The organism is Vibrio sp. FF266, assembly GCF_041439695.1.
In the GTDB taxonomy this organism is placed as follows: Bacteria; Pseudomonadota; Gammaproteobacteria; order Enterobacterales; family Vibrionaceae; genus Vibrio; species Vibrio tasmaniensis_A.
The window spans coordinates 1-25754 of sequence record NZ_JBGOOO010000040.1; the positions used below are offsets into that span (position 1 = coordinate 1).

Annotated in this window: 15 protein-coding genes and 8 pseudogenes; 6 read left to right on the plus strand and 17 right to left on the minus strand. The window is 39.1% G+C overall.

The annotated features are described in order from the left end of the window. Positions 1-582, plus strand: a pseudogene (locus ACED59_RS20530) (IS5 family transposase); the annotation flags it as partial. Between the two features lie 475 nt (positions 583-1057). Here ACED59_RS20530 and ACED59_RS20535 read toward each other — a convergent pair. The 3 genes and pseudogenes from ACED59_RS20535 to ACED59_RS20545 all read right to left on the minus strand — a co-directional run. Further along, a pseudogene (locus ACED59_RS20535) lies at positions 1058-1173 on the minus strand (ISAs1 family transposase); the annotation flags it as partial. Positions 1174-1419: 246 nt separating this feature from the next. Next, positions 1420-2154 carry a hypothetical protein gene (locus ACED59_RS20540; RefSeq protein ID WP_371705155.1) on the minus strand — a complete coding sequence of 245 codons (735 nt, stop codon included), beginning with the start codon at positions 2152-2154 and terminating at the stop codon, positions 1420-1422. A gap of 406 nt (positions 2155-2560) precedes the next feature. Next, on the minus strand, positions 2561-4615 hold the full coding sequence (locus ACED59_RS20545) for a hypothetical protein (protein ID WP_102561906.1): 2055 nt from the start codon (positions 4613-4615) through the stop codon (positions 2561-2563). Positions 4616-5109: 494 nt separating this feature from the next. Between ACED59_RS20545 and ACED59_RS20550 the strand changes: the two genes are divergently transcribed. Together ACED59_RS20550 and ACED59_RS20555 are read left to right on the plus strand one after the other, a co-directional pair. After that, positions 5110-5598: a PadR family transcriptional regulator gene (locus tag ACED59_RS20550; protein WP_102428398.1), complete on the plus strand. Its 489-nt coding sequence runs from the start codon at positions 5110-5112 to the stop codon at positions 5596-5598. A gap of 174 nt (positions 5599-5772) precedes the next feature. Then, positions 5773-5952: a hypothetical protein gene (locus tag ACED59_RS20555; RefSeq protein ID WP_016800071.1), complete on the plus strand. Its 180-nt coding sequence runs from the start codon at positions 5773-5775 to the stop codon at positions 5950-5952. 142 nt (positions 5953-6094) lie between these two features. Here ACED59_RS20555 and ACED59_RS20560 read toward each other — a convergent pair. Then, positions 6095-6717 (minus strand): annotated as a pseudogene (locus ACED59_RS20560) (IS5 family transposase); the annotation flags it as partial. Between the two features lie 945 nt (positions 6718-7662). Between ACED59_RS20560 and ACED59_RS20565 the strand changes: the two are divergent. Further along, positions 7663-8022: pseudogene (locus tag ACED59_RS20565) on the plus strand (hypothetical protein); the annotation flags it as partial. A 13-nt stretch (positions 8023-8035) separates the two neighbouring features. Here the strand turns inward: ACED59_RS20565 and ACED59_RS20570 are convergent. From ACED59_RS20570 to ACED59_RS20585, 4 genes and pseudogenes are all read right to left on the minus strand, one after another. After that, positions 8036-8266, minus strand: a complete 231-nt coding sequence (locus ACED59_RS20570) for a hypothetical protein (protein WP_016800070.1) — start codon at positions 8264-8266, stop codon at positions 8036-8038. Further along, positions 8267-8632 (minus strand): type II secretion system pilot lipoprotein GspS-beta, encoded by a 366-nt coding sequence (gene gspS2, locus ACED59_RS20575; protein WP_016800069.1) that lies wholly within the window; start codon positions 8630-8632, stop codon positions 8267-8269. Next, positions 8589-9714: pseudogene (locus ACED59_RS20580) on the minus strand (alanine/ornithine racemase family PLP-dependent enzyme). The gene gspS2 and the pseudogene ACED59_RS20580 overlap by 44 nt, the downstream one beginning before the upstream one ends. After that, positions 9711-10916: a DUF1611 domain-containing protein gene (locus ACED59_RS20585; RefSeq protein ID WP_016800067.1), complete on the minus strand. Its 1206-nt coding sequence runs from the start codon at positions 10914-10916 to the stop codon at positions 9711-9713. The pseudogene ACED59_RS20580 and the gene ACED59_RS20585 overlap by 4 nt, the downstream one beginning before the upstream one ends. 1086 nt (positions 10917-12002) lie before the next feature. Here ACED59_RS20585 and ACED59_RS20590 point away from each other — a divergent pair. Next, positions 12003-12188 (plus strand): hypothetical protein, encoded by a 186-nt coding sequence (locus tag ACED59_RS20590; RefSeq protein ID WP_017103258.1) that lies wholly within the window; start codon positions 12003-12005, stop codon positions 12186-12188. A 1009-nt stretch (positions 12189-13197) separates the two neighbouring features. Here ACED59_RS20590 and ACED59_RS20595 read toward each other — a convergent pair. From ACED59_RS20595 to ACED59_RS20620, 6 genes and pseudogenes are all read right to left on the minus strand, one after another. After that, positions 13198-13434, minus strand: a pseudogene (locus ACED59_RS20595) (recombinase family protein); the annotation flags it as partial. A gap of 91 nt (positions 13435-13525) precedes the next feature. Further along, positions 13526-13786 (minus strand): annotated as a pseudogene (locus ACED59_RS20600) (resolvase); the annotation flags it as partial. 125 nt (positions 13787-13911) lie between these two features. Continuing rightward, a complete protein-coding gene (locus tag ACED59_RS20605) occupies positions 13912-14826 on the minus strand; it encodes an AAA family ATPase (RefSeq protein WP_017103257.1) in 915 nt (304 codons plus the stop codon). Beyond that, positions 14823-15848, minus strand: coding sequence for a hypothetical protein (locus ACED59_RS20610; RefSeq protein WP_016800063.1), 1026 nt, complete (start codon positions 15846-15848; stop codon positions 14823-14825). Before ACED59_RS20610 ends, ACED59_RS20605 begins: the two co-directional genes overlap by 4 nt. Before the next feature lie 3602 nt (positions 15849-19450). Next, a complete protein-coding gene (locus ACED59_RS20615) occupies positions 19451-19882 on the minus strand; it encodes a GNAT family N-acetyltransferase (protein WP_016800061.1) in 432 nt (143 codons plus the stop codon). 82 nt (positions 19883-19964) lie between these two features. Continuing rightward, complete coding sequence (locus tag ACED59_RS20620; RefSeq protein WP_017102562.1) at positions 19965-21308, minus strand: opine metallophore biosynthesis dehydrogenase; 1344 nt, start codon at positions 21306-21308, stop codon at positions 19965-19967. 340 nt (positions 21309-21648) lie between these two features. Between ACED59_RS20620 and tnaA the strand changes: the two genes are divergently transcribed. After that, positions 21649-23064, plus strand: coding sequence for a tryptophanase (tnaA, locus tag ACED59_RS20625; protein WP_029203693.1), 1416 nt, complete (start codon positions 21649-21651; stop codon positions 23062-23064). 64 nt (positions 23065-23128) lie between these two features. On the opposite strand, the gene ACED59_RS20630 is transcribed toward tnaA, so the two are convergent. The 3 genes and pseudogenes from ACED59_RS20630 to ACED59_RS20640 all read right to left on the minus strand — a co-directional run bounded on the left by ACED59_RS20630 (position 23129) and on the right by ACED59_RS20640 (position 25328). After that, positions 23129-23758, minus strand: a complete 630-nt coding sequence (locus ACED59_RS20630; RefSeq protein ID WP_016800058.1) for a winged helix-turn-helix domain-containing protein — start codon at positions 23756-23758, stop codon at positions 23129-23131. Positions 23759-23902: 144 nt separating this feature from the next. Beyond that, positions 23903-24079 (minus strand): hypothetical protein, encoded by a 177-nt coding sequence (locus ACED59_RS20635; protein WP_016800056.1) that lies wholly within the window; start codon positions 24077-24079, stop codon positions 23903-23905. Positions 24080-24622: 543 nt separating this feature from the next. After that, a pseudogene (locus ACED59_RS20640) lies at positions 24623-25328 on the minus strand (DDE-type integrase/transposase/recombinase). Positions 25329-25754 lie beyond the last annotated feature (426 nt).

The window sequence follows — 25754 nt, forward strand, 5'->3', positions numbered from 1 at the left end:
ATACAGCACCTAGCCATTGATGCGACTGGCCTAAAGGTTTATGGCGAAGGTGAATGGAAAGTCAAAAAACACGGGACAGATGGCAAGCGTAGAGTCTGGTGAAAGCTGCATATTGCCGTTGATACAAGCACTCATGAAATTATTGGAGCCGAGCTAAGTTTATCGACGGTTACAGATGGAGAAGTCCTCCCTAACTTATTGAAACAAACACGCCGAAGTATCCTTAAGGTGTCTGGTGATGGCGCTTACGACACGAGAGCATGTCACGCTGCTATTGAGATTAAGCGAGCCGTTGCGCTTATTCCCCCAAGAGAAGGGGCTGCCTTCTGGGAACGTGGTCATCCTCGAAATCTCGCCGTGGGTAGCCAGAAGTTATACGGCTCAAATAAGTATTGGAAAGAGCGGTATGGATACCACAGACGTTCACTCTCAGAAACAGCGATGTATCGAGTTAAACAGTTACTAAGAGGACGATTGAGCTTAAGAAATTACAATGCGCAGGTGGGTGAGACTTACGCGATGATAAAAGCGTTGAACAAGCTTACTGGGTTAGGTATGCCTAAAGCTTGTCGTATTAACTAAGAAACACACGAAACGAAGTAGCTCTATCTCTAAATTTAATTACGCAACAAAGCCTATCCTCGCCCTAAAAGCGGGCGAGGATTTACGGAGAAATTGCTAACTGGAAATTGAGAACCTCAAAATTATCCTATAAAATTTATTCCTAACGAAGCCGCAAATTCCACCTGCTTCCAGCTCGATCTAAATCACGATCATTTTTAATCCGACCTGGGCGACTTGCCCCTCCCTCCTCTCCTCGACCACCTACAACCATAGCTAACATTTCTAATTCTTCTTGCGATAATAAAGGATGATTGTCAAATATAACTCGTTTCATTATTAAACCCCTAATTTTATTACTAATAATCTTAAAATTAAACAAAAGAAATTAATTTTAAATTATGATTACATTTAAAAAATTAGTTAATAAGTTAATAAGTTAATAAATTAATGTAAATTAATATAAATTATATTAAAAAAGAATAACCTTGAATTCTAATTTCAGCACCGAGCCTACTGCATAAATACAACGTTGCTCATCTTCTTTGAAAATAACGTCTAACGCCCAGGACTCTGGCTCTCAATGTGCCAAAGTTTTCTTGTCGCTCTTGAGCGGCTTTGTTGAAGCGCTCATTTAATCGCCAATTTTTGAGTTGAGAGCCTTTTCCTATATTCTTATCATACCTTGATGTATTCACTCTCATAATCATACCTTACAAACACAATCAATCCAGGCGTCAACACTTCAAAAAAACACACCTACCGACAAACCAATTATATTGCGTGACCGAGGGCGGATTGATATCTGATTATCAGGCGACATTATGGATAATTGGCAGAGTGAGCAACGCACTTAAACTAAAAGCAGTTAGGTGTTGAAAAACCCATCCTTCGATAATTAGTCTCAAGAACATCCGAGATCATAAAAGCAGTAACCTTCTTTATTTCACCTCCGCCTTTCTTTAAATCTCGAATTATCTCCCTACCATTTTCAACACTCGCTCTTTTAACCGCTCCCGGTCTATTAAGCCTAGTGTTAACAATGTTATCGGGGTCTGACATCACTTGAGATATGCTTCTTTTTTCTAATGCAGTCCAGTCCTTAACCTCACTAATCACTACATTTTCACCTTTATATGAAGTTGAAAAGTATAATTTATTAGAATCTATTACATCTGAGCTCAAGGTATCAGAGGCACTTTCTAAAAAATCGTCATTGAACTGCAAAGCCTCTGTTACGCTACTTTTAGTACTTTCATTTGGAAATGGTATTTTACCTTCCTCAATATCAGCCAAAATATTTTTGTTCTTTTCAAGCATACTTTTTACATTCTCATATAGCTTTTTCCTAGCTTCTGAATGTTCCAAGGGTTTATCTAAAACTAACTTTTCAGTAGAGAAACCGACTTTTGAAAGCCTTGCCTCCCCATTTTGAATTATTATTTTCGGCCTGATCGAGTCTAATTCACTTGGATTTATTTTAGTTACATCAATTTCAAGACTCCCAGACATCGAGCTAAATGAAATTGCAGAGAGTAGCAATATCAAAAATGTATTTATAATATATTTAATTTTATATTTTCTTCCCATCATGATTCACCTCTTCAAGGAGTAATTGGTCTATGGTAATCCGGGGAAAGGAGAAGCCAACCCATTGTAATTCCCCTCAATAACATCAGAAACTACAAAAGCGGATATTCACCTAACGTTCGGATTATTTGACTTAAAATCTCTCACCACACTTCTATCTGTTTAGTACTGCACCTTTAAGAACCACATTAGTATTTACAATGTTGTCTGGATAACATGACGCAAGAGAAATACGCTTGCTCTTAACCTTAGGTCGCTCGAACGTTAGACATCAAAATGGATTATCCTTTGATTTAATTAAACTAGTGCCTCTTCCTATAGTCTTGATTTTTAGTTAATCAACTCAAAAAAATCATTTTTAAAACTTTATCTAAGATACTTTTTCCCTGCTCCCTTCACAATATTCGACCTAATTGGCGTGATGCAGACGCATGGGTGGTCCTGTTTGAGAAACAGGAACCCATAAATTGATAGTGTCATCAAGGTACCTAATTATTTTATTATTATCTTCATCTAAAAAAGGAGTTGAGTTAAACGCTAGCCAATCAAAGTTTCCACTTGAATATTTATGTACTTCTTGAGAAGAGTAATTTACGAGTTTACTGTTTTTATTTAGCGCAACCAGGTCGTCACGTAAATCGCTCAAGATTACAGCAGCGGCTTCATTTTCCCAATCACTTAACTTTTGTAGTTTCTTCACGTAATTATCGATTAATGCGCCCACAACGTTAAAGTAACTATTTTGAATAGAGCTAGTCATTTGAGCATAATCAATGAATCGTAATGATGTCTCATAGTTATCACCACCTTGTAGACTCATTAATGAAACAGCATCATTTAATGCAACATCTACCTTTTTCTTTAGGCTTCCATCAGCCACATGTTTATCGATTTTCTCAATAAGCGAATTTAATTTTTCTTGACTGATTGGCTTTAATGAAATTTCTGATTTATCTACTAATTTAGTATTAACCAGGTCTTTAGCTGCATGATAAGAACTCATAATTTTGTTTTTAAGGGTGGAATGTTCCTCTCCAATTTTCGAATATGCATCATTAATTAATTTTGTAAACTTGGTCTCATCAGTCACATCGACGCCTTGGCTAATTAGTGACTTTGTTATGGCAAAAACAAATGGAGCAACATCAATCTTGGATTTAATATCATTCATGACAGAGCCTTGAATTATTGAGCTTTCAATTGGCATAAATATCGATATAAAAATAAGAAAACCTTCTTCAATCTTTACCTCTGAATAATCAAGGTTTTTCAAAATATGATGCCCAAAATATAACCAAGAATAGTATTTTTTTAGAACATCATTATATGGGGCTATCATTGACTCCTGAAGACTATGGATAAATTTTGTATCTGTAAGCATATCTTTGAATTCAACAACAAGATGATCGCTATTGTCATATATGACATCTACTGTCCTATCTAAAACTGGGAAAAATACATCATTCAACCAACGCATATTTGGTATTGCAACATTTTTTATCGATTTTGAAAATCGGATGCTGTTTGTGCCTTCATATGATGGATGGAAATTTGCATTATTTAATTGGACATGTCCGAAACTGCTTATGTATTTCTTCCCTGTCAATGAGGTTGAATACCAGTATTTTAAATTTTCCTTTAATCCGATTAGGTGGCTAATAGTTACTGGTAATTCACTTGAAACGAATTGCGTGGTTATTGGGGTGGATACTGTGTTATCTTTGAAATATTTATCTACTCTATTAGAGTAATTATCATTAATCAATCTATATGCTAATTTGTGGAAACTGTTTTTATATAATTCAACTGTTAATTCTCCAAAATGTTTATATTCATAATTATAAATCTCATCATTATCACCTCGGATTATTTTTTTAAGCTTTAGTAGTGATGCGTCTGTTTTATCAATTGCTTTTGAGTAGACACCCATCAAAGTGCGATCGGACTCTTCCATCTTGTTGATGACCCCAGCCATTTTTATATCACCATAAATTGCAATCCCTTCAGCGATGAGAACACCTATAACTGGGTTTATAGCTTCCGCAATTGACTCGGAGAAGATTGAGCCGATAACTTCCCCTGCAATTTCCGGGGCTATGTAGGAGCCCAAAAGAACGGCACCACCAGTGATTTCATCAGCATTTTTATTTTCTATGCCGTCAAGCAATTCTAATCCACCACTTACAACGGCAATAGCTCCACCAATTTTCTCTGCCAACTCCATTGCTCCGGTTTCAAATTCTGGTATAACCTCACCAATTTCTTCATTAGTAATCTTTTGGCCAATGGAAGTTTCTTTTTCTGATATCGGTGAGATGTCCTCTTGAAAATCATCAACCTCTTTTTCAAGAGTTGTAGTTTTACATGCTTCCCCCTCATCCAAAAGAAAATAGAAAGAGTTAGCACTATTGGCAAATAATACCGCTCCGATTGATAGTCCAATAGTGCTTATTTTAAACTTCATTGTCCATTCCCCCGCCTAAAATATGATTTTTTGAAAAATTTGATGGAATTAAAAAATTGGTAAAACTGACAATAGACTATTTCAATCAATCAATAAGAACATTTAAATAATTTATGTTTTATTTATATTGAAAAGTTATCATCTTTACTAATTCAAGGAAAAAGCATGAGCCACACCAAGAGTTTTTGACTCTGAGTTAAGTGAGAAAGAGCTTGCGGTTGAAAATGCAGCTAGAACAATATTAGTCAAAAACAAGATTATATGTAGCAAAGCGGAAAGAGCGGTATGGTTACCACAAAGCCTATCAACAACTCAAAATCAAAAAACGGGTAATTATTAATTATTAATTACCCTTCAACCTCTTGCGATAGCTGACAGGAAGAAGCATAAAGACGTCAGGTTAATAATCGCCCCAATAATGATGAAAGTCGTTTCACTTAACATCTCAGCGCATTCAAGCCGACCGCATTGTAATAATTGAAGGAACTAAAAAGATGTCACTACGTTACGTCATATTGACGTATTTAAATGAAAACCCCCACTCAGGTTACAGCGTCACCAAAGAAATCAACAAATCCCATTATTGGAGCGCCGTCCTACAGCATACTTATCGAGAGATTAAGGTATTGCACAAAGAAAGATGGATAGAAGCGCATGCGAACTGTGCTTCAAAAGGCAACGCTTTCACTATCACCGAACTTGGTAAACAAGCGCTAATTAACTGGCTATCGACACCGGTGGCCACCTGTCAGCATAGAGATTCGTTTTGTATAAAATTGATGAATCATTCTCTCGCACCAACAGAATTAAGCCGTGAGATAGACCTCAGCATCAAAACCACCCTCACGGTATGTCAATATTACGAACGAACCTTGAAACAACCGCAATTAAACGCTCGTCAAACCCTTATCCTCAAAAAGCGACTCGCAGAAGTTCAATTGAATTTGGATTGGTTCCAAGACATCCAGAAGACCTTGTTTTGAAAACGTCCACTCAAAGCAAAGTCGTTAAAAAAGAAATTGACCACATCGCCAAATACATTACACCTCAAGTTCATTCTGGCCCCGTCAAGCACGCACCCAGAATGAACTTGAAGAGAACGACATCAGCCAAAATATTAAAATAGTGGGATTGATTCATAATAAGGAGAACACCTCATGGACAAAAGAACCGTACCAGCCCATCAGCGCATGGAAATACCGCTTAAACCCAACCACGCCTTACCATATCCAAGTAAAACCGTGCCAGAAAAATTAAAGCAGCAGACCAAAGTTCGTCGCCGCATTGAAGACATCCTTGAAGCCCAAGAATTTGATGCGCTTTGGAAGGATGGGTGAAATAGAAGACAATAAAGCACGGCCGCTTTGTCGCGTAATTCAGTTTAGAGGCCATTTTTCACCGTTTGATATGCTTTTTAATCAATACGACAGGTTTCAGGCATCCCAAGCTTCTACAGCGCTTTGAGCATGTCTAAGTTTATGAAAGTAAACGTTTGTGATAACCAGACCGCTGTTTCCAATACTTCTTGGAACCGGACACCTCCGGACAACCAGCCGCGAGATTTCGGGAGGGGGATGAGCTCAAACGCGAGTTTAATCTGAATTGCATAGTAACAAGACCTCGTGTCATAGCGCCATCGCCAGATACCTCTATGAGACTTCGGCGTGTTTATTTGAGTAAGTTCGGGAGCACTTCTCCACCGGTAACATTAGATAAACTTAACTCAGCAGCAAGGATTTCCGGCGTCTTGGTATCGACCGCTAAGTGTAACTTTCGCCATACTCTAAGCTTCCCATCTGAACAAGGTTTTTACTTCCTACTTACCTTCACCATAAACCTTGATGCCTCTCTACTCAATGGCTAGGCACAGCATTGCGCCTCTTGCTTTTGTTTTAGATGAGATATCTACCTCTTTTGCATGGCGAATGATACTTTTGTTATGTGGGCAGCTCAACGGAACATGAAGCTAGCCTAAATATTGAATCGATAGACCCTTGCAGCGATCTCAATGGCATAGAGAAGACTCGTTTCACCATTAACGCAGTGGTAGTAATAACTAAATCACTGAATCGACGTGACCTACCACGCTGGTTCTGTTTGCTTTACGTCCCCCCACTTATCGCCTCGGGACCTATCAGAGCTAATAGGAACTAATACAGGTAAAGGAGACCTCTTTTTATTTGTACTGCAATTTATCTAACTCATAATTGTCCGTGCGACCTGAAGTCGTATGAAGCGTTGTTCACCACGCAGAGGGAACCATCTGTATCACCAGATGACCCTAAGAGCCTGAATAAAGCAGCGGCTCTGACAACGTAACGAAGCTTGGTCGTTAGGCTGTGCGGGAGCAAAATCGTGAGAGGATGTTCCTCCTGATAACCTCAAAATCGGGTGAGTGCTAGGGAGTCAATATGATGAATGTAATGTGAATCCATTTAAGGCGCGTTATGTGATGAAACAGCGGAAGTGGTTAATACGCTGTAGCCAAAAGGCAACGAGAGTCGGAAAGAGATTGGACAATGCTCTTTCGTGGTCATTGTACTCTCCGCACCATTGTGGGCATCTAAGTTGACATTTTTACGCGACATACGGAACAGGGTAAGCCTGTATACCTCCCTATGGGAAAGCTACCTGTGAAGGTGGCCGATAGGTATGCAGGTAAAGGAGGTTAGAGAAAGCAAATGCCGCTTTGTAATGAAGTGGATACAGATTTTTATCTGGCGCGAAAGCGAGCTGACTTCTAACTGGTCTCCCGTTGCGAAAGAGTTTGAAGAACTTTATTGAAGAAGAAAAGCAAATGATGATTTCGAATGAAATTAGTGCATCTTCTTACAACGAACCGTGGTCTCTCAATTACTGAGTGCTCATTGGCGAGGTATTAAAGCTTCAAGTGCGTATCGCAAAGGTAATTAACACGAAGAGCTAATGTTGCGATCAACTTTTGGTCTCGCTCTAGTCCTATAACGATTTAATTACTGGGTGCTTCACTGTGCCTTTGTGGAGGCTTGAGCCGTATGCAGTGAAAGTTGCACACGGTTCTGAGGAGGGTGGCACCTGGTAACAGGTGCCGTCTATCCGACATTTCCTTTCGGCTTGAAGAGATTTGGCGGATCAAAACCAAACTAGAGATTGATAGTAGTTGGATGTAGCTTGCGTTACTTAACTGAGCCATTCTTGATAACAAACTAAGATCGAGTGATTTTCTCTACTTCCGGGGTTGCGAGGTCTCTTCGCAAAATAGGATATTTAGCCGTGTTAAGCAGATTCAGAGAAAAACAGACCTTGAAGTTCAATTTGAGAAAAAGACAAGAACTCAACAGAGTCTCATGAAATGGATTTTGATGACTTCCAACAGCCAGCAATTTTCTTTTCCAAGCCAAATGCGAAAGCAACAACCGATTAAGTATATACAGGCTTAAATTAAAAGTTGGAATGTTCGATTTTCTTCTTTGATTTGTAGGCTTTCATTGAAATTTTTAAGACAAGTTGTTCTTGTTTCGTTGAAATGAGCTGCTTAGTTAAAGCTTTGTGGTGTAGGTCCGTGATAAAGTTTTTTTCCCAAGGCGTAAGGCGGTCAAACCTTAATAAAATAGTGTCATTTAGTACATTGAACAACTCGTATTGGCTTTTATCCATTCGACTGCTGAGCATTCAATTAGAGCACTTAGCTAGAGAAATGACGTTAAGGCTTTCTACGTTATCATTTTTGCCTAAGGTAATGATTCGATAAGAGACCCCCCTCTCTAATAGTGGTCTTATTTCGATGTTGTCACAAAAACTAACGGCGACTTTTTCTACTAAGCTGTCCATATTCAAAGTTTTCTTTTTTACGAAAATAAGAGTGACACTATTGCCCTCTGACTGAGCATTTACGAGTGTGATTGAGCCTAACTCTTGTGGCAGTTGGCTTGAGATAACCGTCGCTCTATAATCGGCAAGCCCATTAGATTTTATTGGGCTTATCTGACAACCGTTAAGCATGACACTGACGAAGAAAATTACTGTTGTTCGTAGCATTATGCGCTTCTTCTCCCTTTAGGTGCCTTAAAATATTTATGGATATAACGTGAAGACATAGAAGATAAGAGCGCACTGTAATCTAAACTGAATGTGACTTTTTCCCCTACAAGTAGTGGTTTCTGTGAGGATTCAAGGACAAAGTGATCGCTAGTTGAAGACATGATCTTAATCCCATTCGGAGCCTTAAGCCCGCTGACACAAACATCTTGGCGGCCTAATGCCAGAATAGCTTGTGATACCTCACCTCTATCTTGAAGGTTTTCTTTTTCACCAAAAGCATTTAACCCCCGACTTCCCCAAGGCAAAGTCGGTTTAATCTTGGATTCAATCACTTCAGCGGTCAAAGAAACCGCATCCGTATGTAAGCCTTTGATATTTTCGTGCTCTAAAGGCTCACAGCCTAAAAAAATTGCTTCTCCTATACGAAGGTTATTGACTCGAGTTAAGCCTGTTCTCTGAAGAGCCCAGTTAACTGAAGCAGAATTACCCCCTGAAATAATTTCTAGATTGACCCCAAATGTAGCTTCAATTCCATCGGCAAGATCAGAAAGAATATTCATATTTTGTTCATTTGGAGCGACGCCATACCGACAGGCTAAATTCGCACCAATTCCTTTTATCGTGATGTTCGGTAAAGAAATAATCTCTCGGATAAAATCAATCACGCGATTCGGCATCACACCTTCTCTGAGATCGCCAAGCTCAACCATAATAATGATACCGTGACGGCAATTTTGTTGTTCCGCTGCATGTGAAAGCCTCTGAATTACTTCAACTTCAGAATTTAAACTCATATCACTGTATTTTATTACACTCGCCACTTGACTTAGCATGGGCGTACGTATCAGCATTTTAGGGATAGCAATGCCTGATTCAGTCATCTTTTGAAGGTTTTCCATTCTTGAATCGGCTAACATTGTTGCGCCAGCATCAATAAGAACTTGTGCGATGATAGGGTGGCCGAGGAAGACTTTTGTTACAGGTGTAACGGATATATTTTTTAGTGAGAGCTGAGTGAGCAGGTACTGAGCGTTATGGTGAATCTTCCCACAATCAATGTCTAATCTAGGGCAGTTCACCCTTTTGCGGCCAGTTTTCTTGCTATCATAGGGAAGGCTGACGTTACGATGTGCAGTAGATGTTCGACAGGCTGTGATAATGCATCAGTAACCGGTATACCAAATTCGGTAGTGTAGCTGTCTATCGCACGACAGGTTTCATCTAAAGACATATCTTCATGATTCAGTGTTAGTCCAATAACATCGGTATTAGAAAACGTTTCGATAAGATTTATTTCTGAAGCAATCGAAGGCATTGGGCAATCAGGAAAATCACTACGATATAAACGTTTAGGAGCATGTTGCAATATCACACCCGCTGGACAACTGCCACGTAAGATGAATGCGCTGGTTGAAAACGCAGGATGACTCAAGGCTCCTTGCCCTTCAATAATAATCAGGTCCGGATTTTCTTTTTCATAGGCCTGTACAATGACAGATTCCAACTCACCGGCACAAAATTGTGAAGGGACAGCATCGAGTGCAACGCAGTATTGTGCGCCTTGCATAATACCTGTTTGACCAGTGGCAATCAGAACGACGTTAAGGCCTTTTCTAGTCAGTTCATTCGCCAATATTGTTGCTGTTGTTCGTTTTCCTAGCGCGCAATCCGTCCCCATTACAGCAATTCTCGGACATTTAACGTTGTGTATTTTGCCGCTAAACGTTTTCAGATCGCCTTTACTTTTGGGTTTGCGAGTATCGAATATTCGAACGTTATTCTTTAAGCTAGCTTCTAAAAATAGAGGATCATCAGTTAGGAATTCATGCAAGCCATTTACGATGTTCATTCCTAGTGACATGGCATTTAAAATGATGCTTTTATCTAAGTCAGATAAAAAACCACTTGATGGCGCAATGCCAAAAATGAAGTAATCGGGAATGCTTTCCGCGTGAATGATAGCTTCTTCAGCATTGGCAAGGATCGGTATTCCATTGGCTTTGTTATCAAGTACTTCTCCAGCATCTAAGCCGGCAGATACACTATCAATAACCGATAGAATACGATAGCTTAATGAATGCCTCACTAGCCCATTAGCGGTTTTACCATCAATTTCACCGAAATTACCTTCGCAATATATAATTGCCGAAGGGATGACAGGTTTCACTTTCTGAGCAAGTGGTAGCCAAGGAGCAATATGAGTTACATTGTAGTTGGTTTTGAAATTTTCAATTCTAGTGAATTTGAAGATGTTTCTTAACTTTTGGGTTGAAATGGACATAATTAAAGCCTGCGGTGAGGCTTAGGAGGGCAACTAAGGAGTGCCGAGATGCGAGTTCGGAAAAGAAAAGAAGTCCCTACTAAGCGGTAGGGATAAAAACCAAGGTAACACACTTACCAGACTATTGTTGGTTAATATTAAGACACTTCTGCGTCTATCACTTTGAAAATTAGCCCTTACTAGAGTGAGTTATCGCCCGAGAATCGACTCAATTAACATCCTAATATCAACACAGATACCTAAACCGTTCAACTTCCTCATCAGTACGTGTTGGCATTGCTTTGATAAGTCTTCCTCTGCGCTTGGGAGCTCGTCTGTTTAGGTTTGGATGCTCTCACTTTTCGATTTTTAGGTTTACTCATAAACTGACCTGATAATATTCCACGAATGACTTCCCCTATCGCCTCAGAAGATAGCGATACTTGCGCATCATTCACATGGGCAAACGAAGCGTTGACGGAATACGCTTATGACCTAACAACTGCGGTGCCATTCATCATTTTTGACAAAAGACCATCTCAGCCCCGTCACCTCTTAAATTAGACAACCCATTAAAAGGAGCAATTTTAGCACCTTAAAACGATTTTAAGCTGCTTTGGCTCTTCCATACTTAAGATGTGTGATTAAGCTATTTTTTACGGTTTTGCTTAATGCCATCACAAGGATTCTCCATACAAGACGCTGCTGAACAGCATACTTAAAAATAGAACGAAGCACATCAAGGTTACGGTTGGCAGCGCCAGCCTAAGTCAACTAAATTCATCAAATCAACGTTGTACATGGTATGAATCAAGGCTACTGACGGGATAGCACACAAACTCTGGCAATAAATGTCTTTTCAAGGCACTCCTTGCTGTCCCTATCGAATCAAATTTCCATGTCGTGCACACCATAAACCATACATGACTCCTTAACCAATTCATCAAATTTATTGCAGGATTATTAGACAAAAAATCCCTTTATACAGAAACCAGTTCCAACGTGTTCCAATCTTAGCCGAGTGGTTAACTCGCGCAGCTCAAGAATCTACCTTACCGCCTTTTGACCACTTTTTTCTTAATTCAAAAAGAGTGGCAAGAGTTGAAAATGGCGAGTTGGCTACATAACTGTGGAAAAATCACGACACCCGAAGGTGTGGTCAAAAAAGCAACAAAACTGGAAGCGATTTATAACCGGATCCACGAAGTAAGAATACGCTTCAAGCTTCTTAAACGTGAGGAAGAAATTACGAAATTGAAGTCTTTGGTGCAAGCGTATCCAGTTGGATGGTGAAAGCAACTAATAGAAAATTGTGAACAGTTGAATCAATATTTTTAATTTTTAGCTCAGCTTAATTTGGGAGCAGAGTTTATCACACCAACTGAACCTAATATCGTCTCACGAATGTGGACTCTAACCTTAAGTAAACAACTCGGTACATCTTCAGAAGAAATGAAGCAGTACACGAAAAAAGATAAATACCCAGCCGAAGCAATATCAGGCGAATAAAGGATAAATGCACAACTTAGGTATTCAGAGCGGCACGTTAACAGAGAAAGAACGGTTTATCATCAACGATCACATTGTTCAAACCATCCATATTTTGGAGTAGCTACCGTTCCCACGACATATTCGAAACTTGGCAAAAATTGCGGGAGGCCACCATGAGAAAATTAATGGTAAGTGTAACCTATGGGCTTAACGGGCTCAGAGATGCCTCTTACCACAAAAGTCATGGCCATTGCCGATCTCTTTGAAGCGTTGACCCTGCTCTGTTCGCTTTTTTTTTAAGTTCGAGGGTTTGTAAACGTCTTACTGATGACTATTTACAGCCTGAGCAAATTGATGAAGTAAACATTAACGATTATTTAACGTGATATCGACGTTAAGAGCCTGTTCCTAGTCGTCATAAAGAGAAGAGGCCGATACGCGAACGTTGTTTCTCTCGTCCTTTCTACTTTCTTCGCAAACGTAATCTTCTCGCATCGGCTCAAAACTTGTTACGCCGTCACAATATATAATCCTGACACCTTAACCTAGATTGCCTTCTTCTAGTCTTATGGAGTCGGTAGATTCGAAATCCTTAACGAGCACCTCATGTACCTAAACCGCCTTTACGGTGGAGTCAAAATCGGTCGAATTCACCTAGATATGTCTCGGCGGATCTTGTGGGACAAACTGTCATGCGGCCTCCTAAAAACTGCATCGAACATAAAAACAAAACCCAGTACACTTAAACGTCCCCTCAACCGTTTTCATGAAACGTAAAGCTGGAAAAAACAAGCCCTATTTTCGTGCCAACCCCCTCATTACAGCGCTGCAAGATGTGTTTTCTTTCCATCTTGGTGGTGTAAATGATCCGGCCTACATAGCTATTGAGCTCCAAATAGCACAAATCATGAAAAACCAAACCGGCTTTCTTTTGCGCGAGCTGAGCGGTAATTTGCAATGCATCGATGGTATTACGCGCCATTCAATCGACTTTGGTAACGTGAATAATGTCCCCTTCCCTCGCAAAGCCCAACAACTGGTTTAGCTGTTAAATTTGAACGTCGGACGTTTAGTCTTGGGTACTGACACGGACATAGACAATTTTCATGAAATAAGCCTAGAGTAAAACCAAATTTGGCGCCTAGTACTGTTGCCATTATCCGACACAGCATTGAACCATCCAGTTGCAAATTCTGATTAGCAATATAGACGATGATTTTATTTTCCATGCTCACTTAGAGTGCTTTGAGCACTTGTGAGGTAAGACGTGCAATACGGCTGACTTCTACAAACACCAAATTACCTATCCCAACCTTTTTGGTAGAGTCATAGAGCCCGTGCTTTTAGTTTGCTACATATTGGTTGTCTGAAGAGACTCCTAAATATGCGTAGTTCACCATGTTTTCACCTTAAATAAGATTATCTAAGGTAGACAAAAAAGTGAACGGATATAAGAAAGTGCGAACAGAGTCAGACAAAAAGACAGCACCGAAATTCGGTGCTTTTTGAAAATGTGAGAGCTAGCTTACAAAACGTCTCTGAGGTTTTTACGCTCTTCAATTTCTTCTTGTTCCGGGATAGTTCCAGGCAGCGTAATTTTTTTTGGATTTTGCTTAATACTTTGCACCGATCGAACAGACTTAGACGTCTTGGATTTCAAACTGAATACCTGTGGATTAATCGTAAGGTTTTGTCTTACTTCAACCGCAAACCCTTGATTTTCATTTTCAGGTAAATAATTACTCTTAAGGTACTTAATCGACAGGAAATCCTTGTTTCTCTTTAACGTAAATAAGCACTTTGTTAATCGCATTATCGACGTTAAACCAGCCCCAGATGCCATGGTAATTTCTTGATTACCACGAATTTCCTCTTTATTCACATGATGAACAAGCAATAAACTAGCGCCTGATTCACTGGCAAGGCTTTGGAAGACATTTTTGATTAAGCGATCGTGTTTGACTTCCTCACAACGGCCTATTGACTCAGTCACGGTGTCTACTATCACTAAATCGAATTCAGAGAAAATTTGTTTGAGTTGTTCTAAATACTGCTTATGTTCTACTTTTTCTTGTGCAGAGCTGTCGGGCGGGATCACTATCGGTTCAATGTCCGTTAAAAAATGTAGATTTTTTTTTAGCTCTGACTTAATGGTGGCAGTGCAATTAACCAGCTTTTCTTTCATTCGAGATTGAATCACGCCAGCCCCGTCTTCTGAACTCAGTACCAAGGTTTTAGCCGGTTTGTCGGCCGCGCTCATCCCTAGTAAAGACATTGAAGAAGCGTGTTCCATCGCAATACAAAGTGCAAGGTGAGATTTACCGACATTCGGTGCGGCAATCAACATACCTACATGCCCTTTGAGTAAGCCTTTTATACTGAACTCTAGGCTTTGGCTCGCAGGTGAAGACATCAAGCTATCAAGAGATTGAGTAATCATGATTTACCCTCCCCAATATAAAAGATCTGTATACCATTACCAACATCGCGAAATTGAAGACTAAAATCTTTTTCAATTTGCACGGCATTGGCCAACAAATCTTTTCTTAGATCGCTCCGGAAGCTATGGCTGACTTTAGAAGCAATAGACTGAATGTAACTATCGAGCGCCCATTCAAACTTTTTGTTATGTAAAAATTCTGCTTTGTGCGTGGTAATGTATTTTAAGAATGAGCGAACTGACGGTTTACTATAGTTGGTCATTTTGTGTTGTTCTAATCGATAATAGTAACCATGGTCGCGTATCGCTTGTAGCAAGCGCATGTCTGGCACTAAGAATACATGGTTAGTTAGATTCTTACTGTTTTTACGGCCGGTTTTGAATTTACTTCGATCACAATAGAAACGGTAATCTTGCACAAATTCTAAGGGCTTTTTGCCTACAACGTTCTGTTCTTCATCGAGTTCATTAATCACCAAATGAGCCGTTGCCAATTGAGTAATACGACGCTCAATTTGATCGTAGTTCGGACGAGTTGTCGCCATTCCCATTCGGGTTGCTAGCTCATACATACTCATCGATAAAACGGTTGCATCCCGGTCAATAAAAGAGTCGAAACCATCTTGTTGAGTGTCAGAAATATCACCATCAGAAATGGTTTGATATACTTGGGACCAATTTAAACGAGATCCCGCTTCATAAGAAGCATCGTCGAGTTGAATAGTTTGAGCATAGGCCAGCATAGTCTCGAGGATATCGCGATGAGGTTGTAGGAGATAATCTACATGTAGATCAACCCTGAAGCTTTTCCCATAGCTATTAATATTAACACTCTCTAATGGGTGATTTGGATCTGTACCACCACTCTGAGCAATTTGAATCAATTTTGACTGCATCGTTGAAGTCAAACGAGAAGCAGGATGAAAAATAGTTGCTCGAGAGAAAAGAATCGATGAGATAAACCGATTTTTTCGGTCTTCTTCATTAATAACCGTCAGGCTAGAGTTGGATGATAACGTCATGATCATTACCTAAGAATGAGATAGTATCATTTTAACAGATAACCTTACTTACCTCATCAACTTCGGTAGATGTCTATATTATTTCGGTAAATATCTATAGCTCGTCACATAAATTATGTATAAATATCGGTAAATAACTACTTTTTTCGGTAAATGTTTAGTTACTTCGCAATGATCAAACTATGTATTTAATTCATAATTTATCTAATGCTTTGATCGTTTTATAACCAATTTAGGTTAATTATCATAAGTTAACTTAAATTAATGATCTTACCTTTCTTTTAGATCGGCTAATGTTAATACTAAAAAATCTTATTTCGGTAAATGTTTATATGTTTGATCGTTTAATATCAATATAAAATCGGTAGATGTTGATATTGAATCGGTAGATGTTGATATTGAATCGGTAGATGTTGATACATTTAGATGAACTCTAAGAAACTAGAAACTTTAGGATCTAGTTTCAAGATATACCAACTTCACTTAGGCTCAGTCGGTAACCCAACAACTAACATCAAATCTCGAGAGATTTTTGATGTTAGTTGTTGGGTAAATGTTAGTTCTCTAATAATTTTATGTCTTACTCTTAATGTTTAGCTATATTTTTTACCAATTGCATGTAATTGATAAATGGGTTGGGTTTGTAGTGGTCTAATGATCTTAGGTACTAAACTAGGTGGTAAATCGCTACTATTAATGCGGGCTCTTATGGTGAAGATCTTTTTCGTTTTTTAGATCATCCCAGGCTGTAAATCAGTTTCATGCATTACTCGTCACTGCGCCTGACTGAATTAAACGAGCTTGCTATGTCTCCTCGATTTTTTATGCAGTCAAACCTATTTATCATTTAAATCTACTTACGAAAAGTTTCTCTCATGCGAACTAAAGAAAGAGCTTCAACATTAATGGAACACTTTGGTGTGATCATGTGTAGCTGCGATATTGTTGGTTACAGCATGTGCTAATCTACAGAGGTTAGGCAAAGAGTTTGCATTTACCTAACCTCTTTGAAGTGAGTTCGTTACAAACTTCATCAGGAAAGACATCCTGACACCGATGACAGTAGTTTTGATAGAATGAGAAGGATCCTAAGACAAAACTATATGTAGCGAAGAGAAGCAGAGGGACTTTCGATAAGAGAAACACAAAGATTTTTGAAACGCTATATCGTTTGTAAATTTCCCTCCATTATATTGAAAGATTTTTCAGTTATGATGTAAGTATTGACATGGGATCGTCAATGCTCCCATGGAGAAGTTATTCATAAATTTGAAAATCGAGTGGACACAAGCTCAGCCGCTATTACCTGATGAGCTACTACAATCGGCAATAGCCTCCTCAAGCAAATGATGAGGCCTATAGATTTAGGATTGGACAAAGGTTGATTCGTGTTGTGATGAGTTGTGTGTGTTGAGCGCTGATTATATTAATGACAGTGGGATTAATTTGCCTTGGGAAGAACCTTAAGTGCCAACGCCAGAAATCAAATATTACGAACTCTCGAATTTCAAAGGTTAAGTCAATAATTATAATTTACCGCCCCTTTCTCTCACTCTTGGATAGAAATTGGCTTCAGAGGCTATTTCTACTATCGTCCCTGAGAAGATTAACTTTAAAATCGACTTAAACCTTGTTGCGTAAATGAAATCCAACTTTGACGAATGTGTTCCTGAAGCGTGCTCTGAAATTACTGATTATTAAATTGAAATTGTCGGTAGGTGCTGTTCCACCCCACAACCGAACAAGCTCGCGAACGTTGTAGGAATACCAATGTCATGCAACCACGCTAACTTTGTAGCAATCTTTATCAACCCTTAGATGGGAAATTACGTTTATCGCTTAATTGGGCTTTATCTTTCTTTAGAGGCAAGAGTATAGTGGTCCAATAAAATTGGTCACGGTTTTCAAGACAATCAATCGTTCTGAGCCAATGAGTGTCAGAACACCATTATACTGATATGGCCTAAGTTGGCTGGAATATCTAATTATGTATTGGATGATTTTTTGAGTCTCTGCAAAGCTGCGATAATTTATTGCGGGAATCCACTTAGTATTTAAGCTTCTAAAAAACGTTCGATTGTCGCCTACTCCCTGCAATTTTTTCGTCGAGATAAGTTTTTTATCTGGAAGCACCGCAGTAATTGATGATACTTTCCACTTATTTAGTGACAGCCTTGGCCGCTGCGGTCCATGATATTTTTAGGTTTCCGACGAGCTTGTAAGCCATCGATAAACTTTATCTCTTGTCCGACTGTTAAACTATCAGCAGAGTCGTGGTTTTTTTAATATTTTCCCCGTCTTGAAATATGTTTATACATTGAGGACTAATTATGACCATCCCAAATAAACACTACGTTAAGAGCACTCAGCGAGATTACACACTAGGCTTTAAATACAGGTTGTGGATACCATTGAAAATGGAGAAATGGATTATTTAGTCAGTTCAAGGAAGAGCACGATGCCGAAATCACCGAGGGCGGCAAGAAGCCTTCGAAAAGAAAGTAAGCGTAATTAGGGCTTGTTCGTTACGCGATATTTATCTTTAATGTGTATATCAGAGAGAAAAATTGTCAAGGTGAGCTTGCACTAAGGCGCTTCATGTCTCGACTAGGAACTCACAAGCTTCACTTCTCTTACTAAAACCTCAATTGATAGCTAAAGGAATAAAGCTGGGCCGCGATGTTTAGTTTAACTACCTTCAAGAAGAGCGGTTGCTGGTTAAGCCAAAATGGAGCTACACCAAAACAATGAAAAAGGCATTGAATGAAAAAGCATCCGAATTTGGTAAAATAAATGTTTTCTTCAAAGGTAGAGGAGTTTTTGGTGAGCTACATGACTTATGTTCAATCTGATGAGGGCGTTCATTAGTTGTCATTGTCAACGGACGCCTTCATTCGTAAGATGAACAGGCCAAATAATATGTATGAAAAAACAAAAAATTCCGTTACAGGCTTGCTAAAAATCGTCAACCTATTTAAGACGAGATACCTTCTTTTAAAATTCACGAATTTCTAGTTGTCCAGATGTCATAGGTGAGGCATTAGGGCTTTCTCTCGTAGATCTGTCTAGCGAATAGCAGAACACCGCTTAGCTTTAATTTCGATGTTTGAAGCCACATATGCCAAGCAGATGAACTGTTCTCTTCTAATACTCTCCTACCCTGCCCTCCTACCAGTATCCAAGCACAATGTAGTGTCTCAGTCACACCTTAATTACCGGTGTGATTTACGCTGTGGTATCGACGTTTCATGTTGCTATTTTTTTCTGGTGCAACCGACATATAAAAAATCGAGGTCCAAACTCCTTGGTTACTCGCTGTCTCGCCTTTACTTTGGTTTGGGATAACCAGGGGGCTTGGGGCAATTTATAACTGGTGACCGATTGAATACGTTATTTTAGCTTGGGTCGTAGTGGTGTGTGTTGTCTTGTCTTTTCGCAACTCACTGGCAATATTAGTTTCGCCCTTTTCTTTTTGATTGGGTATCAAGAAGGTTTGATGGGCTTTTATAGAAAAACAGCTTTAGATTGATTTGATTGTGGGAAAATTTGTCAATGCTCAGCCTGAGCATTGACAAATTTCATGGTTTTTTGAAAGATAATGATTAGTGTGCTGATTTGTATTTTTTCCAATAATCAAAGCTGTTGAGTAGGGCAAGCTCAATACCTTGTTCATGGTATTTATACGACACATAAAATCGTTCGATGTAAGCGTAGAAAGATGGGAGACGTTGTTGGAGAGCCGGCCTTTTTTTAGGAGGATGGACACTAACCATTAGGTAACCTATGACTTGTTTATTCTTTTTTGTTTCAGCGACAAAAAAATAGATATTTTTATTGTTTAGCTTCTCCTTCATCATTGATTCCGTAAAAACTAGATCAATGATTCTGATTTTACTGAAATTGTAATCACTTAAGCTGTATTCGTTCTGCTCTCTCTTGTAATGGCTAATTTTACTGTGGCTGCCTGTTAGTTGCTCGTGACACAGAGCATTGATAGAGGATATGTCGTTGAGCGTCGCTTTTCTTATTAACACCTTAATCTCCTTTTTCCTGTTATCTTTTTGAAGCAAAACGCTAAAATGCGAATTAAAAGATATGTGTGTCCCCTAGTAATTACTAGGGGCTAATAGATGGGGTTGCATATTCGTAATATTCTTTTGCGCGTTGTTTTAAAGCCTGGATTAGCGTATTTGGTAGGTTTCTTTCTTTTATCCAATTTTCAAACACTTCTATTGAGGGAAATGTGACAGAAGAGATTAGGCTTGAGCTTTGAACTAAGTGGTTAAGCCAATAAAGGGTCTGTAGGTCTTCTAGAGGAGTTCTGGGGAGTAGTAGTCTTCCTTTTCTAACTTTTCCTTTGATATAAGGTTTGGCTGAAACCTCAAAGGTTTTACCTTTTGAAAACGGGTCTGGGTCTATCAGGATTGTGCTATATCGTATGTAGAGTAGATATTCCTGCTCTATCTCATCAAGCTCGTTGAAAGAGACTATTTTGTCCTTGGGGATAGTCTTTTCATGTACTCGGTGATGTTCATCATTTAGCAACTGCAGTAGATTAATCGGTTGAGCTGAGTAATGTTCAAGTAGGCGAGAAACTGATTTCCAGTGCAGTAGTAAATCCCTAATCGAACTCATGGTGATTGGCCCTTCTGGGTACAGTTTATACATGTACTTAACTTCGTCTTCCTTAGATAAAATGTGATCTAATGAAAACGTATTGATAATAAAAGCAGGGTGTACATAAGTAGCAATGTTTCTGCCTTCCACACTGAACGAGTTATCTAAAGGGATGACTTGAACATCAATTTTTTCTAAAGCGTTTCGCAAGGCGCTCAATAAACCATCATTGGATTTAGACTGGTAAATATAAACTCGTTTTTTTACTGTTTTGGTTCTGACCGTGAGGACCCTATTTTTGTCCGTCGGGTTAGAAGTAAAATAAGACGTCGCAAAGTAGCTAGAGAAGAGCATTATATTTGGAGAGGCTCCTTTCTTTTTTAACATTCCTTCTAAAATAAGACACCCACCGAGCATTGAGGACATAAGAATGATTTGTTTTAAGTTCTTTAATAAAATTTCAGAAAAGGAAGACAACACATCACAATAGGCGTGAGCTGGAGTGGCTAAAACTAACGTATCCCAAGAGGAGGGAAGGGGAGAGAGCTCTGTATAAAGTTCATTAAACTTAACTAATCCGACTAGTGTCGCTAATTGTGGTTCATTCACCTCACAACAAACAACGTATCCGTGTTGTTTGATTAATCTTTGCCTATTTTCCCACTGAGGGGAGCTTTTGCCGATGAGGGCTATTTTTTGACTAAGAGGAGCCATAATTTGGCTAGTTTGAATGCCGACCGGCCCCGCTCCAGCAACCAATGTGTTCCCTAGTATCATAATGGGCTCTCCATATTTCCATTTTCCTTCTAATTTATATGCTCTAGGTATATTTTTCATTCTCATACCACTACTTTTATAGTGCTACTTTCTAAGTCCATTGTTTATTTAATTATCTTTATTAATTAAAAAAACGGTGATGTCATTTGGTCAGGTTTTCTCATGGCTATGATGCTTTTTTAGAGGGCTTTTAGGTGTTGTTAATATGTTTATTAATATTTAATTTACGCTGAAATTAATACCAAATTTTATTTATTTGATTAATCTTTATTTAAGTTGGGAAGGAGAGGTTTGGGTGTCCGAATAATGGGCTTCTTTAGTTATTTCTAACCAACTTACCCTTAATCGTTGGAAAATGTTTGGAGAGAACCCTATGTCAGCAATTAGCAACAATCAAGAACAGCCTATGGATTCACACTATTTGCCGGAGCCGTATCGAATCCGGGTTATTGAACCAGTTAAAAGAACAACAGAACAAGAGCGAGAGCTGGCGTTAATGAAAGCGGGGTACAATCCTTTTTTGTTAGATAGCGATAAAGTGTTTATCGATTTACTGACCGATAGTGGCACCGGGGCAGTAACGCAGGCCATGCAATCCGCAATGTTGAGAGGTGATGAAGCGTACAGCGGCAGTCGAAGCTATCGGACGCTTAGCCAAACGGTAAAAGATATATTTGGCTATCAGTTTACTATCCCTACACACCAAGGACGTGGCGCTGAACAGTTGTATGTACCTGCCTTGATCAATAAGCGTGAACGAGATAAGGGGCTAGAACGAGAAAAGATGGCCGCATTTTCAAATTACTTTTTTGATACCACTCAAGGGCACACTCAAAAAAATAACTGTCGTGTGATGAATGTGCCTTCTCGTGATGCCTTTAATACTGAAGTTAAGAGAGATTTTAAAGGCAATTTTGACTTGAAAGCGCTCGCGTCTGGCATTGAAGAGATCGGGGCTAAAAATGTGCCCTATATTGTGAGTACGATTACTTGCAATTCTGCAGGTGGTCAGCCAGTTTCTCTTGCCAATTTGAAGGCTGTTTATGAGTTAGCGCAGTTTTATGATATTCCCGTAGTTATGGACTGTGCACGGTTTGCAGAGAACGCCTATTTTGTAAAGCAACGCGAAGAGGGATATGCTGAATGGAGCATTCAAGAGATAACTAGCGAAGCTTTTAAATATGCCGATATCTTTGCTATGTCAGCGAAAAAAGATGCGATGGTTCCTATTGGGGGATTGCTTGCTTTCAAAGATGAAAGCTTGTTAGATGTTCAATTAGAATGCAAAACATTATGCGTGCTATTGGAAGGCTTTCCAACCTATGGCGGGCTTGAAGGCGGTGCTATGGAGCGCCTAGCTGTCGGACTCTATGATGGGATGGAAGAAGATTGGTTAGCTTCCCGTCTTCAGCAAGTTGAATATTTAGTAAATGGTCTTGAAGCGTTAGGGGTTCGTTGCCAGCAAGCTGGCGGTCATGCTGCATTTATTGACGCAGGTGTGCTCTTACCTCATATTCCGCCGGAACAATTCCCTGGGCATGCTTTATCTTGTGAGCTTTATAAAGTGGCGGGTATTCGTGGGGCTGAAATAGGGTCCTTATTGCAAGGGTGTGACCTTGAAACTGGTGAACAACTGCCTTGTCCAGCGGAACTGTTGCGTTTAGCCATTCCCAGAGCAACCTATACGCAAGCTCACCTTGATTACATTATTGCTGCTTTTAAAGAAGTGAAAAAACGCGCCTCATCTATTTCAGGTTTGAAGTTTACTTATGAACCTAAAGTATTGAGACATTTTAACGCTACGTTAGAACCTGCACTCTAAGTTGTACCCCCCTTTGCTGTGAATAAGGGGGGATTTAGTTATTAATAACTAAATTGACGAGGTGTTAGGGGTTTATTGAAGGTTTTTTGCTTGCCTGAACTTGGGAAGAGGCGAGGATTAATTTCAGTTCATCCTTTTTTGTTAAACAGATTTGGCTTGATTGATTATTAAGGTTCACGTTAACAACTTCAAGTTCGTATCGAAAATAGAAATAACTGATTAGTAGGACCGCGAGGGTTGTTGAAGATAAGCCGATGAAAGTCCATTGGTATAATTTTAGATGATTGGTTGCTTTTTTGAGAGGACACGAAAACTTAGAGTGACGTGGTAACTTTATATCTCTCGGCGGGTCTAGTGAGGTTTCAAATTCAGGAATATGAATCTTGTAACCTTTTCTTGGGATGTTGACGATTTTGATGCTATCAAGGTCTAGAACTTTTCTTAGGTTAGTTATCGCGACTGGTAAAGAGTTAGGCCCGATGATATCTGGGCTCCCCCAAGCGGCAATAATTAACTCTTCTTTGGTTGAAATGAGTTGTTCTTTCTTAATCAGAGTTTCAAGGATACAGCTTTCAGGTAGGGTAATTGAAAATGACTTTTGATTGCTAAGCATCAATTGAGCCCCTGATTCATCCCTGTGTAATATACAATTACCTATAGGTAATTGTAGGTTTTCGAGATGCGCTTTTAACATAGTGTTTCTCCATATTTCTAGAGAGCGATGGTTAAGACAGTTAGTTTTTCTAGTGCTTTATATAATGGCTCATTTTTTGAATACTATTTACAAAATTTTGAATAAATTTGAAGTTAAACGAAATATTAGTTAAGGCGTTTTGTTTCATATGAAGCTAAAGGTCAGCTCTTTTCCTCCTTTGTCGTTTAGGTAAAACTGCATCCAACGCCAGTCCTTCTCCTTACAGGCCTTAAAAGTGCAGTGGATATTTTTTCCTTTAACAATATCGTTATCGCAGAAATCTATAAATGATTGAAAAGAGCGGCAGATCAGTGTTTCCATATTAGTAGTCCTTTTGAAAATTTATTCATATACACATCTCTAATTTATCTGTGTAGATGAATGAATTTTAATAAAAAATGATTATTAATAATTTTAGATTACCCATTTGGCAATGGCTAAAATTTAGGCCATTCCTCATAGGATTTTTTTGATAATTTATAAATAAATTATCAAAAAAATCATCTATTTATAGTGATATTTTAGTTTTTTAAAACTGGGGTTTTGGAGGGTTAAACAACAATAAATTTTTGACTAATACTCTCATTCTTCCTGTTTTATATAGTTGCTTCTTCTCTGTCTACGAGATCCCTTGAGCCTGTTATTTTGCTTTTATTCCTCAATTCGTTACGAAAGAATCGGAACTCTTAATCGAGCTGCAGCTATTCATTTTTTGGTGTACTTACTAATCTAATGTTTAGTAGTACAGATTTCATTGCGTTTTGGGGGCGTCTAGCTTGAACTTGGGTCACTAAAAAATAAAATAGGTTAGCTTATGGTCTTTGATGGTCGGCGGAATATTGATTGTTCTAGGGGGTGTAGTGGTCAAAAGTACAGGACACTGGCTGAAGGGCCATTAACTGGTGACAACCCATCATTTTCTTGAGGGCGTTGCCGATTGTAAGGACTCATCAGGTAATAGCCGTTGTCTTTCTTGTCCTGAGCTTGTTCCAGGTAGCTTGTTTCTGGTACCCACTCGGCTTTCAAGCTTCTAAATAACCTTCTATGGGAGTGTTTTCCCAACAATTACCACGAAGGCTCATGCTTTGAGTTGTCCTGGCATCCTTGATATTAATAGAACATCATGTTCTTCGCCGCCCCCGTTTCTTCTAAGCCAGCCCTAAAGTTTTAGATGCTAATTCAGCATTGGACTTATCTGATAAAGGCCAGCCCACAACGCGTCGACTAAATAGGTCAAGCACTACTGCTAAGTAGGCCCACTTCGAACCAGACCTAAGATAAGTAATATCGCCGCACCAAACACTATTTGGAGTACGGATTTTTCTCGTTCTAATCGGTTAATATGGGCTTCTAACTCTTGGATTTTCTTTTACTCAGACGTGAGGGCTTTGGTCGTTGGAGTAACCCCACCTTGCTCAATTTTGAGTTATTCGACCCAGTGTCGTAAAGCTGTTTCACGTATTCCATAGAGCTAGCTGCTTCAGGGATGGAGTCCCCTTGGTCAAGAACCAAGCTTGCAGCATATATTTTTGAATTCAGTAGAAAATGTACGTCTTTGTCGTTTTGCCATTGAACCCCTCATTTATGAGGTCCGGGATCAGGATGCCAACTACAGGAGAGAGCCTTTTGGACGTGAGAAGAATTAAGCCTTATCATTATTTATTAATAATAAATTAATGGTCTTTATATTTGGCTAAGATAATAATTCGATTGTTAGGTTCACCTAGAATCAAACACTCTGCACTTAGCCAATTTTTGGGTTATAAGGATGAAGTTACCCTAGGTCAAATAGAATAAGGAAGGAAGTTTCCCAAGCCAACTTGTTCTTGATGGTTTAGTCGCTTGTAGTCATCCTATTTTTTCGATTTGGCGATAGAGGGAGGTGACAAACAAGTGGTTAATTAAAATGATGGAGGTACTTCATCGGCGGGGGGGGGGGAGAGTTTGACGAGGCCAAACTCATTGTAGGGCTTAGTTTTTACTGATTTGGAGACCA

Excerpts from the sequence above, each read along its gene's own strand:
- ACED59_RS20630 (WP_016800058.1), bottom strand. The coding sequence starts at position 23,758 with ATGTTAAAAGCGCATCTCGAAAACCTACAATTACCTATAGGTAATTGT.
- ACED59_RS20555 (WP_016800071.1), top strand. The coding sequence starts at position 5,773 with ATGGACAAAAGAACCGTACCAGCCCATCAGCGCATGGAAATACCGCTT.
- ACED59_RS20610 (WP_016800063.1), bottom strand. The coding sequence starts at position 15,848 with ATGACGTTATCATCCAACTCTAGCCTGACGGTTATTAATGAAGAAGAC.
- ACED59_RS20620 (WP_017102562.1), bottom strand. The coding sequence starts at position 21,308 with ATGAGAATGAAAAATATACCTAGAGCATATAAATTAGAAGGAAAATGG.
- ACED59_RS20550 (WP_102428398.1), top strand. The coding sequence starts at position 5,110 with ATGTCACTACGTTACGTCATATTGACGTATTTAAATGAAAACCCCCAC.
- ACED59_RS20585 (WP_016800067.1), bottom strand. The coding sequence starts at position 10,916 with ATGTCCATTTCAACCCAAAAGTTAAGAAACATCTTCAAATTCACTAGA.
- tnaA (WP_029203693.1), top strand. The coding sequence starts at position 21,649 with ATGGATTCACACTATTTGCCGGAGCCGTATCGAATCCGGGTTATTGAA.
- ACED59_RS20635 (WP_016800056.1), bottom strand. The coding sequence starts at position 24,079 with ATGGAAACACTGATCTGCCGCTCTTTTCAATCATTTATAGATTTCTGC.
- ACED59_RS20605 (WP_017103257.1), bottom strand. The coding sequence starts at position 14,826 with ATGATTACTCAATCTCTTGATAGCTTGATGTCTTCACCTGCGAGCCAA.
- ACED59_RS20590 (WP_017103258.1), top strand. The coding sequence starts at position 12,003 with ATGGCGAGTTGGCTACATAACTGTGGAAAAATCACGACACCCGAAGGT.
- ACED59_RS20545 (WP_102561906.1), bottom strand. The coding sequence starts at position 4,615 with ATGAAGTTTAAAATAAGCACTATTGGACTATCAATCGGAGCGGTATTA.
- ACED59_RS20570 (WP_016800070.1), bottom strand. The coding sequence starts at position 8,266 with ATGCTCAGCAGTCGAATGGATAAAAGCCAATACGAGTTGTTCAATGTA.
- gspS2 (WP_016800069.1), bottom strand. The coding sequence starts at position 8,632 with ATGCTACGAACAACAGTAATTTTCTTCGTCAGTGTCATGCTTAACGGT.
- ACED59_RS20540 (WP_371705155.1), bottom strand. The coding sequence starts at position 2,154 with ATGATGGGAAGAAAATATAAAATTAAATATATTATAAATACATTTTTG.